Origin of the sequence: Micromonospora sp. NPDC050187, assembly GCF_044459745.1 — a bacterium.
Lineage (GTDB): Bacteria > Actinomycetota > Actinomycetes > Mycobacteriales > Micromonosporaceae > Micromonospora.
The window spans coordinates 102,761-116,594 of sequence record NZ_JBITJH010000021.1; the positions used below are offsets into that span (position 1 = coordinate 102,761).

General features: G+C 69.2%; 13 protein-coding genes, 2 tRNA genes, 1 rRNA gene and 1 pseudogene. 12 read left to right on the plus strand and 5 right to left on the minus strand.

Features of this window, described 5'->3' with window-relative positions; genetic code table 11:
• Nucleotides 1–44: 44 nt before the first annotated feature.
• The gene (locus tag ACIBJE_RS26020; RefSeq protein WP_396752673.1) at nt 45–1,280 is read right to left on the minus strand and encodes a S8 family peptidase; all 1,236 of its coding nucleotides are present in this window, start codon (nt 1,278–1,280) and stop codon (nt 45–47) included.
• Nucleotides 1,281–1,582: 302 nt separating this feature from the next.
• Between ACIBJE_RS26020 and ACIBJE_RS26025 the strand changes: the two genes are divergently transcribed.
• The gene (locus ACIBJE_RS26025; RefSeq protein WP_396752675.1) at nt 1,583–3,166 is read left to right on the plus strand and encodes a hypothetical protein; all 1,584 of its coding nucleotides are present in this window, start codon (nt 1,583–1,585) and stop codon (nt 3,164–3,166) included.
• Nucleotides 3,167–3,313: 147 nt separating this feature from the next.
• Here the strand turns inward: ACIBJE_RS26025 and ACIBJE_RS26030 are convergent, their stop codons facing one another.
• Nucleotides 3,314–3,814, minus strand: coding sequence for a hypothetical protein (locus tag ACIBJE_RS26030; RefSeq protein ID WP_396752676.1), 501 nt, complete (start codon nt 3,812–3,814; stop codon nt 3,314–3,316).
• A gap of 113 nt (nt 3,815–3,927) precedes the next feature.
• On the opposite strand from ACIBJE_RS26030, the gene ACIBJE_RS26035 reads away from it, so the two are divergent.
• The 3 genes and pseudogenes from ACIBJE_RS26035 to ACIBJE_RS26045 all read left to right on the plus strand — a co-directional run bounded on the left by ACIBJE_RS26035 (nt 3,928) and on the right by ACIBJE_RS26045 (nt 5,532).
• Nucleotides 3,928–4,533 carry a lipoprotein gene (locus tag ACIBJE_RS26035; RefSeq protein WP_396752678.1) on the plus strand — a complete coding sequence of 202 codons (606 nt, stop codon included), beginning with the start codon at nt 3,928–3,930 and terminating at the stop codon, nt 4,531–4,533.
• Nucleotides 4,534–4,570: 37 nt separating this feature from the next.
• Nucleotides 4,571–5,209 (plus strand): annotated as a pseudogene (locus ACIBJE_RS26040) (class I SAM-dependent DNA methyltransferase); the annotation flags it as partial.
• 128 nt (nt 5,210–5,337) lie between these two features.
• Nucleotides 5,338–5,532: a hypothetical protein gene (locus tag ACIBJE_RS26045; RefSeq protein ID WP_396752680.1), complete on the plus strand. Its 195-nt coding sequence runs from the start codon at nt 5,338–5,340 to the stop codon at nt 5,530–5,532.
• A gap of 316 nt (nt 5,533–5,848) precedes the next feature.
• On the opposite strand, the gene ACIBJE_RS26050 is transcribed toward ACIBJE_RS26045, so the two are convergent.
• Nucleotides 5,849–6,169 carry a CPCC family cysteine-rich protein gene (locus ACIBJE_RS26050; RefSeq protein ID WP_396752682.1) on the minus strand — a complete coding sequence of 107 codons (321 nt, stop codon included), beginning with the start codon at nt 6,167–6,169 and terminating at the stop codon, nt 5,849–5,851.
• An 85-nt stretch (nt 6,170–6,254) separates the two neighbouring features.
• Here ACIBJE_RS26050 and ACIBJE_RS26055 point away from each other — a divergent pair, with 85 nt between their 5' ends.
• Nucleotides 6,255–6,566: a hypothetical protein gene (locus ACIBJE_RS26055; RefSeq protein ID WP_396752684.1), complete on the plus strand. Its 312-nt coding sequence runs from the start codon at nt 6,255–6,257 to the stop codon at nt 6,564–6,566.
• Between the two features lie 219 nt (nt 6,567–6,785).
• Here ACIBJE_RS26055 and ACIBJE_RS26060 read toward each other — a convergent pair.
• Nucleotides 6,786–6,859, minus strand: a tRNA-Gly gene (locus ACIBJE_RS26060).
• Nucleotides 6,860–7,220: 361 nt separating this feature from the next.
• Here ACIBJE_RS26060 and ACIBJE_RS26065 point away from each other — a divergent pair.
• The 6 genes from ACIBJE_RS26065 to ACIBJE_RS26090 all read left to right on the plus strand — a co-directional run bounded on the left by ACIBJE_RS26065 (nt 7,221) and on the right by ACIBJE_RS26090 (nt 12,642).
• Nucleotides 7,221–7,294: transfer RNA gene (locus ACIBJE_RS26065), tRNA-Pro, on the plus strand.
• 139 nt (nt 7,295–7,433) lie between these two features.
• Nucleotides 7,434–8,786 (plus strand): trigger factor, encoded by a 1,353-nt coding sequence (tig, locus tag ACIBJE_RS26070; RefSeq protein ID WP_396752686.1) that lies wholly within the window; start codon nt 7,434–7,436, stop codon nt 8,784–8,786.
• A gap of 171 nt (nt 8,787–8,957) precedes the next feature.
• Nucleotides 8,958–9,599, plus strand: coding sequence for an ATP-dependent Clp protease proteolytic subunit (locus tag ACIBJE_RS26075; protein ID WP_396752688.1), 642 nt, complete (start codon nt 8,958–8,960; stop codon nt 9,597–9,599).
• A gap of 14 nt (nt 9,600–9,613) precedes the next feature.
• Complete coding sequence (locus ACIBJE_RS26080; RefSeq protein ID WP_396752690.1) at nt 9,614–10,276, plus strand: ATP-dependent Clp protease proteolytic subunit; 663 nt, start codon at nt 9,614–9,616, stop codon at nt 10,274–10,276.
• Between the two features lie 209 nt (nt 10,277–10,485).
• Nucleotides 10,486–11,781, plus strand: coding sequence for an ATP-dependent Clp protease ATP-binding subunit ClpX (gene clpX / locus ACIBJE_RS26085; RefSeq protein ID WP_396752692.1), 1,296 nt, complete (start codon nt 10,486–10,488; stop codon nt 11,779–11,781).
• A gap of 63 nt (nt 11,782–11,844) precedes the next feature.
• Nucleotides 11,845–12,642 (plus strand): carbon-nitrogen hydrolase family protein, encoded by a 798-nt coding sequence (locus tag ACIBJE_RS26090; RefSeq protein ID WP_396752694.1) that lies wholly within the window; start codon nt 11,845–11,847, stop codon nt 12,640–12,642.
• Between the two features lie 42 nt (nt 12,643–12,684).
• On the opposite strand, the gene ACIBJE_RS26095 is transcribed toward ACIBJE_RS26090, so the two are convergent.
• Nucleotides 12,685–12,915 carry a hypothetical protein gene (locus ACIBJE_RS26095; RefSeq protein ID WP_088982520.1) on the minus strand — a complete coding sequence of 77 codons (231 nt, stop codon included), beginning with the start codon at nt 12,913–12,915 and terminating at the stop codon, nt 12,685–12,687.
• 643 nt (nt 12,916–13,558) lie between these two features.
• On the opposite strand from ACIBJE_RS26095, the gene ACIBJE_RS26100 reads away from it, so the two are divergent.
• Nucleotides 13,559–13,834 (plus strand): 16S ribosomal RNA (locus ACIBJE_RS26100); the annotation flags it as partial.

Below are 13,834 nucleotides of genomic sequence, written 5' to 3' on the forward strand. Positions count from 1 at the left end.
CCCGGGGCGAGAGGTCGCCTCGGGGCCGGTGGAGCAGGTGTGGATCAGAAGGTGGGGGCCAGGTAGAGCAGCCGGTTCGGGGAGCCGGTGCCCGGGTTGGTGATCACGTTCGTGGTGGCCTGGCTGACGATGTACGAGTGCACCTGGGCCGGGGTCCAGGTGGGGTTCACCTGGAGCACCCGGGCAGCCGCACCCGCGACGTGCGGGGAGGCCATCGAGGTGCCGCTGATGGTGTTGGTGGCGGTGTTGCTGGTGTGCCACGCCGACAGGACGCTCACGCCCGGGGCGAACAGGTCGGTGCAGGTGCCCCAGTTGGAGAACGAGGCCCGCGCGTCGTTGCTCTGCGAAGCGTTGACGCTCAGCGCGGTCGGCACCGAGGCCGGCGAGAAGTTGCAGGCGTTCTGGTTCGAGTTGCCGGAGGCCACCGCGTAGGTGACGCCGTCGGCGATCGAGTTGGCCACGGCGGTGTTCAGCGAGGTGTTCAGGCCGCCACCGAGGCTCATGTTCGCCACCGCCGGCTGGCCCGGCTGGTGGTCCGAGGTCACCCAGTTGATGCCGGCGATGACCTGCGCCCAGGTGCCGCTGCCCTGGCAGTTCAGCACCCGGACGGCGACCAGCGTGACGTCCTTGGCGACGCCGTAGCTGGTGCCGCCGACGGTGCCGGCGACGTGGGTGCCGTGGCCGTTGCAGTCGGCGGCCGGCAACGCGTTGTCGATCGCGTCGTAGCCGTCGATCGCCTGGCCGCCGAAGTCGTTGTGGGTGGTCCGGATGCCGGTGTCGACGATGTACGCCTTCACCCGGGCGCCGGTGCTGACGTAGCTGTAGCTGGCGCTCAGCGGGAGGTTCCGCTGGTCGATGCGGTCCAGGCCCCACGGCGGGTTGGTCTGGGTCGCGTCCATGGTGACGGTGTGGTTCTGCTCCACGTAGTCCACCGAGGGGTGGGCGGCGAGACGCTTGGCGGCCCGCTCCGACAGCTTCACCTCGAAGCCGTTGAGCGCGTCACCGTAGACGTGGCCCAGGCTGCCGCCGAAGCGCTCGGCGAGCGAGCTGGCGGTGCTCTTCACGGCGGCCTGGCGGGTGCCGGCGCGGCCACCGACGCTGCTGTCCTTGAGTACCACGATGTAGCTGTCGGCCACGGCCGTCGCGCCACCGGCGCTCCGGATCTCGCCGACGGACGGGGCTGCCGTTGCGGGAGCGCTGGCCATGGCGGTGACCATGGCGGCGCTGGCGAGCACGCCGACCGCGGCGAAGGTACGCCGGTGAGTGCGGGGGAGTGTCATCTCCCGGTCCTCCTACTGTGGTGACCTCTCGTGGGACTCGGGGCCCACTCGAGAGGTGCTGGACGATGGGAGAATCCTAGCGTCGATATTTACAAACCTGGATCTCTGCAATGTTCACGATCTGAGGATGATATTGATTAACTTCTAAGCGTGAAACGTTGCCTCACGGGTCACGGACGCGATAGACACGACGGTTGGCCTGCTGTGCGGGTGGGCGCGGGGCCGAGCCTCCGTCGCCGGCGGGACGCCCCCGGACCGGTCGGATCTGGCCTGCTGAGCCCACGACCGACATGATCGGGCCCATGTTCCCGCGACTCTGGCGCCGCCACGATCACCGCCCCGTCCACACCGCAGCGCAGACGGATCCGGCGCCGCCGGAGGTCGCCGTGGCGATCTCCCGGGCCGCCGGTGGCGGCTGGGACGACCTCGAACACCTCGTCGAGGTGCTGGCGGCCCTCGACGCCACCGGTGCCCCGGAGCCCGCGCGGGCCGCGCTCGGTCTGCTGGCCCGCGCGCCGAGGACGGTGGCCCGGCTCGACGAACACGTCCGGGAGGACCCGTGGTCCTCACCGCACCGCTCACCTGTCCGCGAGAACCTGGCCGCCCGGCTGGACCGGCCGTCGCCCGGCGCGGTCGCCGTCGCCCTGGCCGGTGCACACGGCAACGGGCGGATCCGGGAACGTGCCGTCCGGGCCATGCTCGCCGCCCCCGTCCCGGAGATGGCGCCGTTCCTGGTCCTGCGGACCGGGGACTGGGTCGGGCAGGTGCGCGATCCGGCCCGTGCGGGCCTCGCGACGCTGCTGGCCGATGATCCGGCCGCCTACCTGCCGGCCGTGCTGCCGACGGCGCTGCTGGTCGGGGCCCGCTCCCGGGGCGGCTTCGCGGTCACCCAGGTCTTGGCCGCGCTGCTCGCCGCACCCGCGCCGGTACGCCGGGCACTCGGCGGGTCCGGCCCCGCCGAGCAACGCCGGCTCGTCTTCACCACCGGCCTGGCCCACGGCTGGCTGCACCGGGACGACCTGGTCGAGGCGGCGGAGTCCGACGCCGACGTGCTTATCCGGGTCCGGGCCGCCGAGGCCGCCTGCCGGGACGCCGTGTGGACCGGCCGGATCGCGACCCTGCGGCGCCTCGCCGGCAGCCGCCGTCCGCCGGTACGGGCGATCGCGCTCACCGGACTGCTGCGACTCGGCCACCTCGCCGACGTGTCGGCCCGCCTCGACGACCCGGCCAACCTGGTCCGGGCGATCGCCCGGGAAGCCGCCCGACGCGACGGCACCGACGCCACGGCGCACTACCGGCGGGTCGTCGCCGGCGACGCGCCGACACCCGGGGCGGTCGCCGGATTCACCGAGACCGCCCCGTCGTCCGACGCGGCGCTGCTGCACCCACTGGTCACCCACCCGACCGCGGCGATCCGCGCCGCCGCCGTACGCGGACTGCGGCTCCTCGACGCCGTCGACACCCACCTGGTGGTCCCGCGGCTGCGCGACCCCGCACCGGCCGTCGTCCGCGAGGCCGCCACCGCGCTACGTCCCCTCGCCGGGGCCCTGCCGCCCGCGCTGCCCTGGGACCTGCTCGCCGACCCACGGGTGGAACTGCGCCGCGCCGGCTACCGGCTGCTCGGCACGCGGGACGTGCACCGGAGGCTGCGCGCCGGCCTGCTGCTGGCCGTCGACCCCGATCCGGGGCTGGCCCGACGCGGTCGTGCGGACGTCGTCCGGCTGGCCCGCGACGCCGTCCGTCCGACGTGGCGGCACACGTCGCCGCCCGTGCTCCCCGCCACCGCCGCCGAGGCCGACGACCTCCACCGGCTCGCCCGGGACGCCGCCCCCGCCCTCGGCGACGAGTGTGTCGACCTGCTCACCACATGGCTCCGCGACCGCTGACCGTCTCCCGCCCGTCAGGCGGCGGGCCCGGAGCATCGCCACCAGCGGCCGGCGAGCTGCCCGTTGTCAACGAGCCGCCCGTTGTCAACGAGCCGCCCGTCGCCGACGAGCCGACGGTCGAGCACCGGCGCATCCGGCGTGGCACCGTCAGAAGTTGACGTCGACCCCCGCCTTCTTGCAGGCGGTGGTGAGGTCCGTGCCGACCTTCTCGAAGGTGGGGTTGGCGGCGGCAGCCGCCGGGTCAGCGGCCTTCGCCGCCTTGGCGGCCTCCACACCGAACTGCCTGATGGCGACGGTCACCGGGGTGTCGCCTCCGGTGGCAGCCAGCGCCGTCATCTTCACGTCCAGCTCGGTCAGGATCTTCCGGAACGCGGCCGGTGCCGCGGCCTGGTCGGCCTGCAGGGCGGTCACGAGCGAGGTCTTCATGTCGTTCCCGAACTTCTTGGCGGACTCGCAGAGTTCCTTGTCGCTCGCACCGCCCGCTGCGGCCGACGGTGAGGGTGCCGAGGAGTCGGAGGCGGCCGGGGAGGAAGGAGCTGAGGAGACGGAGGGGGCGGACTCGGCCGTGGAGTCCTCCCCGCCACCGCAACCGGCGAGGGTCAGGGAGGCACAGATCAACACGGCGGAGACAACGCGGAATGGCTTCACGGGCGCGGACGCTAGCCGAAGGCCGCCCTCCGAGCAATGTGGATTGCCGCGCGCGGAGATGCGGGCCGTAGACTCCCGGATCCGTGAGAACCCGAATGTACGGTGGCCCGATCGTGTCAGTCGTCGCCCTGGTCGTCTCGGCACTCGCCCTGACCGGCTGTGGGCAGAACGACGCGGCAGCCCCGGAGGCCACGCCGGGTACGGCGGCGCAGCCCACGACGCCACCCGTGGCGCCGGAGGCGGCCCGGATCGGTGCTCCGGGCAGCGCCTGCGACATGCCCGTCACCTTCGCGCTCGCGGAGTCGTGGAAGCCCAAAGCGGTCACCGTCGCGCCGGACAACCCGCTGGCGGAACTCACACGCCGGGGTCCCCTGACGATGGTGTGCGAGATCGACGCCAAGCCCGCCGGCAACCTCGGCTTCCTCCGGGTGTGGACCGGAGACGGGAACAAGCTGCGGCCGAGCCTGGAAGCCTTCATCGGTACGGACGCACACGAGCCGACCTACACCGAGGTGCGCATCGGCGATCGCCCTGCGCTGGAGGTCGTCTACCAGGAGAAGAGCCAGCTCGACGACACGATGGACCAGGAACGGGTGTTCGCCGTGGAGACTCCGCAGGGCATCGTCGCCGTCTCCCTCGACAGCCTCGACAGCGAGGAGCACGAGTCCATGCTGCCCGCCTACGAGCTCGCGAAGAGCAGCCTGACCACGACCCGGTGAGCCGTGGCCCGTCTGATCGCTGACTAGCGTCACCGCCATGAACCCCGAAGGCTGGCTGGCGGACACCCGGGCCTCCTACGACACCGTCGCTGCCAGTTACGCGGACCAGGTACGCGATCTCCTGGCGGATACCCCCTACGAGCGAGCGACCCTGGCCCTGTTCGCCGACCTCGTTCGTGCCGCCGGTGGTGGACCGGTCGCGGACGTCGGCTGCGGACCGGGGCGGATCACCGCCCACCTGCACAGCCTCGGCGTCGACGCCTTCGGGATCGACCTCTCACCCGGGATGGTCGACGTGGCTCGGCGTGAGCACCCCGGCCTGAGGTTCGCGGTGGGCTCCATGACCAGCCTCGACCTGGCTGAGGGCTCGGTCGCCGGCCTGGTCGCCTGGTACTCACTGATCCACATCCCCGACGTTGAGGTCGGCTCGGTCCTCGCGCACTTCCGGCGGGTGTTACGTCCCGGTGGTCCACTACTGCTCAGCTTCCACGTGGGCGACGAGACCCAGCTCAAGACGCAGGGCTACGGCGGCCACCGGATGAAGGTGCACGTCCACCGCCGCCAGCCCGCCCAGGTGGCGGCCTGGCTGGTCGAAGCCGGATTCATGGTCGAAGCGCAGATGACCCTCGCCTCGGCCGAAAGCCGGCATGGGGGAATCATCTTCGGGCGCCGCCAGCTCGAAGCGGGAAAGAGGCCGATCGCCCCGACCTCGACGGCGGCCAACCCGTCTCGCGATCGTTCCACGTCCGGATCGGGTCTTGGCCCCGACACCCGTGACGCCGGCTCTCCGATACCGTCCGCGAGGTGAACCCTCTGTCGCGGCGCGCGTCCAGCATTCGCACCCTCGGAAACGTGGCCCTGGTCGCTGGGTTCCTCGTTTCGGCCATCACTCTGTCGACGGACATCGGGACGAGGGAGCCGCACATCTTGGCGGGCTTCCTCGTCGCGACGGGTATAGGGCTGCGCATCGAAGCCGCGATCAGCGAACCTCGCGCGTGACGACCTGAGCCAGGACGTTGCCCGCAGTGGCGGGCCGCGATGACGGATCCACGGTTCCAGGTCATGGCGACCATGATCGGCGGCACCTCGGGTCGCGCAATCACGACTGTGACTCAGTCAAGCCAGGGGCAGGGACGCGACAGTTGCATCTCTCGGTCGCAGTGCACCTCAACGAGGTCGACGTCAGGGATTCGGACTCGATCCGGGTAGCGAACAATCGACAACTGCGGAAATCCTCACCAGCCGGCGGGCGGCATCCGCTTCGAGCGCTGCTGTCTGCGGCGGCGTTTGTGCCCCTCAACGAGGCTGGCGCAGGTCAGGAGGTCCGGTCGTGATCTGTCAGGGGGTGTTCGTCAGGTCTGGGCGGCCGCACGTGGGCGAGGTCTTTCGGGTCGCTGGCCCCGCACCGGGCGAAGTTGCGACGGGCGTCGAGCAGGCTCAGGTTCCGGTTCGGTCCACCCCGCACGTGTGCGGCGTCGTGATCGTCCTGTCCGTCGTCTTCCCAGAAGCACACGTCGCAGATCTCGTAGCCACCGCGTTCGCTCAACGTCAGATAGCCACAACAGGGACACGCGTACGGGCCGTCCTCTGGTCCTGGTTGGACGTTGACGAACGGTCCAGCGTCGGTCGGCGTCACGTCGGGCAGCCTGCCACACGGCTCGCCGCGTCGGACCATGACCGTCGGCCGGTAGCCGGTTGTGGCAGTCGTTTACCGTCGGCCTGTGGCGAGGAGTGACGAGGACCTGGCCGCAATCCGTCGACGACCAACGTACCGATCAGCCATGTGGCTGGGTCGGCTGGCCGTCGTGCCGCAGTTGGTGCCGTTCGCCGTTGTTGCGCTTGATGATGACATCAGCTTGGCAGACGCCATGTTCTCCCACGCTTGGCTTTCCCTGGTCATGCTGGCCGGCGGGTTCCTGCTCCTCTGGCGTGCTGGAGTTCCCTTCGAACGACGGGGTTGGTGGGTGGGAGCAGCCGCAGACTCCGAGCTCAGCGACGCAATGACTTCAGACTTCTTCTTCCGGCGAAGGTGATACTTCGCCCTGCGGACAGTCGACAGACCGTCCCGCCTCCCTGGCGAAGTTGGTTGCCAGTCTGTCCCCACCTCCCGGACAAGTGCCAGGACGGCGTCCCCGGGGATGGGGGTCACGCCCTGTGGCGCTCCGGGCGGCCGGTATGCCAGCGGGTTCCACTCTCTGGGACGAGGACGGCCCAGGCGCGGCGATTGTGCCGCTGACCTGGGCCGGAGTTGGTGGAGCGGGCGACGAGAATCGAACTCGCACCGTCAGTTTGGAAGACTGAAGCTCTGCCATTGAGCTACGCCCGCGTGCCCTGGTTTCCCGGGACGCGCCGACAGCCTACCGCGTACCCCGGTCCACCGCGCAGCCGCATTCCGTCCGCCGGCAGACTTCCTCCCGGGCTGGCCACGAGGGAGGTCCGACCGGGCGGTGACGAGGTCCCGTGCCGTCACCGCCCGGACGGAGTCGCGGCCCCGCGGTCACCGTCCCTGAGGGGGGTCCGGGCAACCGGGGTGGCGCGTCGGCCCGTCGACCTTGCCGACAGGCCGACGTCCGCTGGTGGCGCGCGGTTCCGTAGGCCGGTCGGGGGCGAATTTGTCGGAATCTGTCGCCGAGTGGGCCGCCCGGACGCCCTCGCCCCACGCCGACGGCATACACTTCTGGTCGCCACGGGGTGTGGCGCAGCTTGGTAGCGCACTCGCTTTGGGAGCGAGGGGCCGTGGGTTCAAATCCCGCCACCCCGACTGTCGTCGCGGCCGGGTCGCCGGAGGGTGGTCGTCGCGGTACCTGGGCGGCTGCCGGAGCGTCCGGCCGGCTCGCCTACACTCGATGGGCTGAATCACGCCCAGACTCAAAACCGAGATCCGTTCAAGGAGTACGCCTGTGAAGAGCACCGTCGAGACTCTGAGCCCGACGCGCGTGCGGCTCGCCATCGAGGTGCCGTTCGTCGAGCTCGAGCCGAGCCTCAAGAAGGCGTACCGGGAGATCGGCCAGCAGGTCCAGGTTCCCGGCTTCCGCAAGGGCAAGGTTCCGGCCGCGGTCATCGACCAGCGGGTCGGCCGGGGCGCCGTCCTCAACGAGGCGGTGCAGGAGGCGATCCCGCAGAACATCCTCGCCGCCGTCCGCGAGCACGACCTGAAGACGCTGGGTCGCCCCGAGGTCGAGATCACCGAGTTCAACGACGGTGACAGCCTCAACTTCACCGCCGAGGTCGACGTCCGTCCGGAGCTCACCCTGCCCGACCCGGCCACCATCGAGGTGACCGTCGACGAGCTCCAGATCGACGACAGTGAGATCGACGAGCAGGTCAAGAGCCTGCGCGAGCGGTTCGCCACGCTCAAGACCGTCGAGCGCGCCGCCCAGGAGGGCGACTTCGTCCAGATCGACCTGAACGCCACCGTCGACGGCGAGGACGTGCCGGGTGGTTCGGCGACCAACCTCTCCCACGAGGTCGGCAGCAAGCAGCTCCTCCCGGGGCTGGACGAGGCCGTCGTCGGCCTCGCCGCCGGTGAGAGCACCACCTTCACCACCCAGCTCGTCGGCGGCGACTTCGCCGGCAAGGACGCCGAGGTGGCGGTGACCGTCCGTACCGTCAAGGAGAAGGAACTGCCCGAGCTGAACGACGAGTTCGCCCAGATGGCGAGCGAGTTCGACACGCTCGAGGAGCTCCGTGGCGACGTGCGCGAGCGGATCACCAAGGGCAAGCGGGTCGAGCAGATCTACGCCGCCCGGGACAAGGCCCTCGAGCAGCTCGTCGCCGCCGCCGAGGTGCCGGCGCCGGAGGGTGTCGTCAGCGAGGAGGTCACCAGCCGCAAGCAGGCGATGGTCGACCAGCTCGAGCGGATCGGCGCCTCGCTGGAGGAGTACCTTGCGGCCGAGGAGAAGACCGAGGAGCAGCTCGACGAGGAGCTGAAGACGGCGGCGACCGAGGGCGTCAAGATCCAGCTCCTGCTGGACACCCTGGCCGACGCCGACGACGTCCAGGTCTCGGACGACGAGTTCGGCCACGAGATCGTCCACCGGGCGCAGCGCGCCGGGATGCCGCCCCAGCAGTACTACGACCAGCTGGTCCGCTCGGGTGCGGCGGCGGCGGTCTTCGGCGACGTCCGGCGCGGCAAGGCGCTGGCCTCGGTGATGGAGCGCGTCACGATCAAGGACGCGGCCGGCAACGCCGTCACCCTGGACGCCCTGAAGGCCGAGGGTGACGAGGCGCACGACCACGACCACGACCACTGATCGCGGGGTCGGCCGCCGAACGCCCGCGAGTGGCGGTCGGCGGCCGAAACCCTTTTCCGGGTACGGATCCCAGGTGGCTGCGCTGAGAGCGAAAAGGCCCCCGACCGGGACTCTGTCACTCGGCTGAGCGGTTAGTGTCGGGTAAGACGGTACGGAGAGCGAAGGGCTGCCATGACCGACAAGCACATCCCAGCGATGCCGCTCCGGGCGATCGAGGCCCGCGGTGGCGATCCCCTTGGCAACCTCGACGACTCGGTCTACAACCGGTTGCTCAAGGAGCGCATCATCTTCCTGGGCAGCGAGGTGACCGACCAGGTCGCCAACCGCATCTGCGCCCAGCTGCTCCTGCTCGCGGCGGAGGACCCGCACCGCGACATCAACCTCTGGATCAACTCGCCGGGTGGCTCGGTCTACTCCGGCATGGCGATCTACGACACCATGCAGTTCATCGACAACGACGTGTCCACCGTGGCGATGGGCATGGCGGCCTCCATGGGCCAGCTGCTGCTCTGCGCCGGCACCAAGGGCAAGCGGTACGCTCTTCCCCACGCGCGGATCATGATGCACCAGCCGTCCGGTGGCATGGGCGGTACGGCGTCCGACATCGCCATCCAGGCGGAGCAGATGCTCTACACGAAGCGGATGTTCCAGGAGCGGGTCGCCTTCCACACCGGGCAGGAGCACACGCAGATCGAGGCCGACTCGGACCGCGACCGCTGGTTCACCGCCCAGGAGGCCATGGACTACGGCTTCATCGACAAGGTGATCACCGGAGCCACCCAGGTTCCGGAAGGCGCCGGGACCCTGAGCTGATCGAGGAGCTGACGATGACCGACCTGAGCCTGCCGCCGCGTTTCGCGCCGGTGCACAACCGCTACATCCTGCCGTCGTTCGTCGAGCGCACCTCGTACGGGGTGAAGGAGTCGAACCCGTACAACAAGCTCTTCGAGGACCGGATCATCTTCCTCGGCGTCCAGGTCGACGACGCGTCGGCCAACGACGTGATGGCGCAGTTGCTGACGCTCGAGGGCACCGACCCGGACCGCGACATCATCATGTACATCAACTCGCCGGGTGGCTCGTTCACCGCCATGACGGCGATCTACGACACCATGCAGTACGTCCGGCCGGACATCCAGACGGTCTGCCTCGGCCAGGCGGCCAGCGCCGCCTCGGTGCTGCTCGCGGCCGGTACGCCGGGCAAGCGGATGGCTCTTCCTAACTCGCGGATCATCATGCACCAGCCGGCCACCGAGGGCGGCTACGGGCAGGGCTCGGACATCGAGATCCAGGCCCGGGAGATCCTCCGGATGCGGACGCAGCTCGAGGAGATGTACTCCAAGCACTGCAACCAGCCGGTGGACAAGGTCCGCAAGGACATCGACCGGGACAAGATCATGACGGCGGAGGAGGCCCGCGAGTACGGCGTGGTCGACACCATCCTCACCAGCCGTAAGAAGGGTCTGCTGGCCGCCAACGCCGCCAGCTGAACAGTTGGGGTCGGAGGTCGGCCCGGGGGCGTGCTCCCGGCCGGCCTCTGACACACCCGTTTTGGGGGTCGGAGAAACCCCCGGCAGCGGGTAACGTCGGGTCTGTGCCCCTTCGCCGGGTCGGACCGGCGGGTGAAGACACGGACACGGGGATCAACGTCCTCAAGCCAGGGCCGGCGTACCGGCCGACGAGTGCAGGGAGAACGTAGGTGGCACGGATCGGTGACGGCGGCGACCTACTGAAGTGCTCCTTCTGTGGCAAGTCGCAGAAGCAGGTCAAGAAGCTCATCGCGGGCCCAGGGGTCTACATCTGCGACGAGTGCATCGACCTCTGTAACGAGATCATCGAAGAGGAGCTGGCCGAGTCCGGCGAGGTGAAGTGGGAAGAGCTTCCCAAGCCGATGGAGATCTGCCAGTTCCTCGACAACTACGTCGTCGGTCAGGACCAGGCCAAGAAGGCCCTGGCGGTCGCGGTCTACAACCACTACAAGCGGATCCAGGCCGAGGCGGCCGGCGCGCCGGGGTCCGGCAGCGACGCCGTCGAGTTGGCGAAGTCCAACATCCTGCTCATCGGGCCGACCGGCTGCGGCAAGACCCACCTCGCGCAGACCCTCGCCCGCATGCTCAACGTCCCGTTCGCCATCGCTGACGCCACGGCGCTCACCGAGGCCGGGTACGTCGGCGAGGACGTGGAGAACATCCTCCTCAAGCTGATCCAGGCCGCCGACTACGACATCAAGCGCGCCGAGACGGGCATCATCTATATCGACGAGGTCGACAAGATCGCCCGCAAGTCCGAGAATCCCTCGATCACCCGGGACGTCTCCGGTGAGGGCGTCCAACAGGCGCTGCTCAAGATCCTGGAGGGCACGGTGGCCAACGTGCCGCCGCAGGGCGGCCGGAAACACCCCCACCAGGAGTTCATCCAGATCGACACCACCAACGTGCTCTTTATCTGTGGTGGTGCCTTCGCCGGCCTCGACCAGATCATCGAGGCCCGCACCGGGCAGGGCGGCACCGGGTTCGGTGCCCGGCTCCGGGCGGTCTCCGAGCGTTCGACCGACGACATCTTCAGTCAGGTCATGCCGGAGGACATGCTCAAGTTCGGGCTGATCCCCGAGTTCGTCGGCCGGCTTCCGGTGATCACCAACGTCCGCAGCCTGGACCGTCAGGCCCTCGTGCAGATCCTCACCGAGCCGCGCAACGCCCTGGTCCGGCAGTACCAGCGCCTCTTCGAGCTCGACGGGGTCGAGTTGGAGTTCGACGAGCCGGCCCTGGAGGCGATCGCCGATCAGGCGATGCTCCGTGGCACAGGTGCCCGCGGCCTCCGCGCCATCATCGAGGAGGTCCTGCTCTCCGCGATGTACGAGGTGCCGAGCAATCCGGACGCCGCCCGCGTGCTGATCACCCGTGAGGTGGTCCTGGAGAACGTCAACCCGACGATCGTGCCACGCGAGTTCACCGGCCGGCGGGCCCGCCGGGACCGCGAGGAGAAGTCCGCCTGACCGCGGTACGACGTCCGGGTACGGGACAGCGCGTACCCGGATCACGCCCTTAGGCTGGTGCGCATGCGTGTCGCCGTCTGTCAGCTGAACGCCCGCGAGGACCGCAACGCCAACCTCGCGACCGCCGAACGTCTTCTGGTCCGCGCCGCCGAAGCCGGCGCCGACCTTGCCGTCCTACCGGAGTACGTCGACTACCTCGGCCCGGCCGGGGGACTGCCCGAGCCGGAGTCGACGGACGGTGAGGTGGGCAGCTTCTTCGCGGGCGTTGCCGGCCGACTGGGCATGTGGGTGATCGCGGGCTCGTTCCACGAGCGGGGGCCCGACCCGGGGCACACGTACAACACGTCTCTGGTGTTCGACCGTTCCGGTGCGCTGGCCGCCAGCTACCGCAAGATCCACCTGTACGACGTGGAGATTCCGGGACGGGTCTCGTACCTGGAGTCCGCCACCGTCGCGCCCGGCTCGGAGCCGGTGGTCGTCTCGGTCGAGGGCCTTCGGGTGGGCCTGTCCATCTGTTACGACCTGCGGTTCCCCGAGCTGTACCGGCAACTGGCCACCGAGGGCGGTGCGGAACTGCTGGTGGTGCCGGCTGCCTTCATGATGCACACGGGCCGGGACCACTGGGAGGTTCTGCTGCGGGCCCGGGCCATCGAGAACCAGTGCTTCGTGGCGGCGGCCGGGCAGACTGGGGACCACGAACCGGGCCGGACGTGTTTCGGCCGCAGCATGGTGATCGACCCGTGGGGCACGGTTCTGACCCAGGTGCCGGACGGCACCGGTCTCACCATCGCAGACCTCGACCTGGAACGGCTTCGGACGATCCGGGCCGAGCTGCCCAGCCTGGCGAACCGTCGACTCTGAACGGGCGGGCGACCTCCGTCCGGTGCTGCTGCCGCTCACGGATCACGTCTCCTGGAGCAGGACACCGATCACGGCCAGCCCGGCGATGGCCGCGGCGGTGACCAGGAGAGCGGTGCTCATCCGGGAAGGGCCCCGTCGGGCCAGCCGTCGCACCGAGGCCACGACGGCGAACAGCACCAGGACCGCGATGACCAGCTGCCAGATCGGCAGGAGGAGCCCCAGCAGCGCGTCTTCGGCGAGCACTGTCGTCGGGGACCGTGGTAGGTCAGCCATGTCAGACACTCTGGCACGCGGGACCGACTCCTGTCGGCACACCAGCAGTCGGGACCTCCAGGGGCCGGCTGCGACGGGCCTCCGAAATGGCAGTGATGAACGTTGATTTGCGCCAGAGCGACCGGACGCGTAACTTTCTCTCTGCAAGCGGGAGGCCGGACAAACCGGCCGAAGCGGGCGCCAGGCCCAAGGCGGAGACGCCGAACGGGACTGGTCCGGGTGGTGCGAAGTTCCCCGAAAGTTGGGGTTGCGATCGCGAAACCGACCGGGTAGAGTGCTGAAGCCGGCAGGAGCCGGGCGGAACACCGCAGAGCGGTGATCGGCCGGTCTGCGGGAACCTCACCTCAGAAACGACCCCCGATGATCGGGGTGCGTCGGAGTGGGTCTGACTGAAGCTAGCGGAAAGAATCTTGAAAGAGATGCTTGCCGACAGGATCGAAGTCAGGTAGGTTGGAGCGGTTGCCCCGGATGGTTCCCGGTGAGGGTTCCGGATGGTGTGTGGTTGTTCTTTGAGAACTCAACAGGGTGCTTGATAAGCCAGTGCCAATTAAGTTATACCCCGTGCTGGTTGGGCTTTATGTCTGACTGGTGGGGATTCCTTTGGCAACACTTTTTGTTGCCGGGACGATTGTTCAACAAGTTTTTGTTGGAGAGTTTGATCCTGGCTCAGGACGAACGCTGGCGGCGTGCTTAACACATGCAAGTCGAGCGGAAAGGCCCTTCGGGGTACTCGAGCGGCGAACGGGTGAGTAACACGTGAGCAACCTGCCCTAGGCTTTGGGATAACCCCGGGAAACCGGGGCTAATACCGAATATGACCTTCAGTCGCATGACTGTTGGTGGAAAGTTTTTCGGCCTGGGATGGGCTCGCGGCCTATCAGCTTGTTGGTGGGGTGATGGCCTACCAAGGCGACGACGG

What these genes read in the sequence shown, in the direction of transcription:
- ACIBJE_RS26095 (WP_088982520.1), bottom strand. Translation starts at nt 12,915, where the DNA reads ATGGCTGACCTACCACGGTCCCCGACGACAGTGCTCGCCGAAGACGCG.
- ACIBJE_RS26090 (WP_396752694.1), top strand. Translation starts at nt 11,845, where the DNA reads ATGCGTGTCGCCGTCTGTCAGCTGAACGCCCGCGAGGACCGCAACGCC.
- ACIBJE_RS26075 (WP_396752688.1), top strand. Translation starts at nt 8,958, where the DNA reads ATGACCGACAAGCACATCCCAGCGATGCCGCTCCGGGCGATCGAGGCC.
- ACIBJE_RS26025 (WP_396752675.1), top strand. Translation starts at nt 1,583, where the DNA reads ATGTTCCCGCGACTCTGGCGCCGCCACGATCACCGCCCCGTCCACACC.
- ACIBJE_RS26080 (WP_396752690.1), top strand. Translation starts at nt 9,614, where the DNA reads ATGACCGACCTGAGCCTGCCGCCGCGTTTCGCGCCGGTGCACAACCGC.
- ACIBJE_RS26020 (WP_396752673.1), bottom strand. Translation starts at nt 1,280, where the DNA reads ATGACACTCCCCCGCACTCACCGGCGTACCTTCGCCGCGGTCGGCGTG.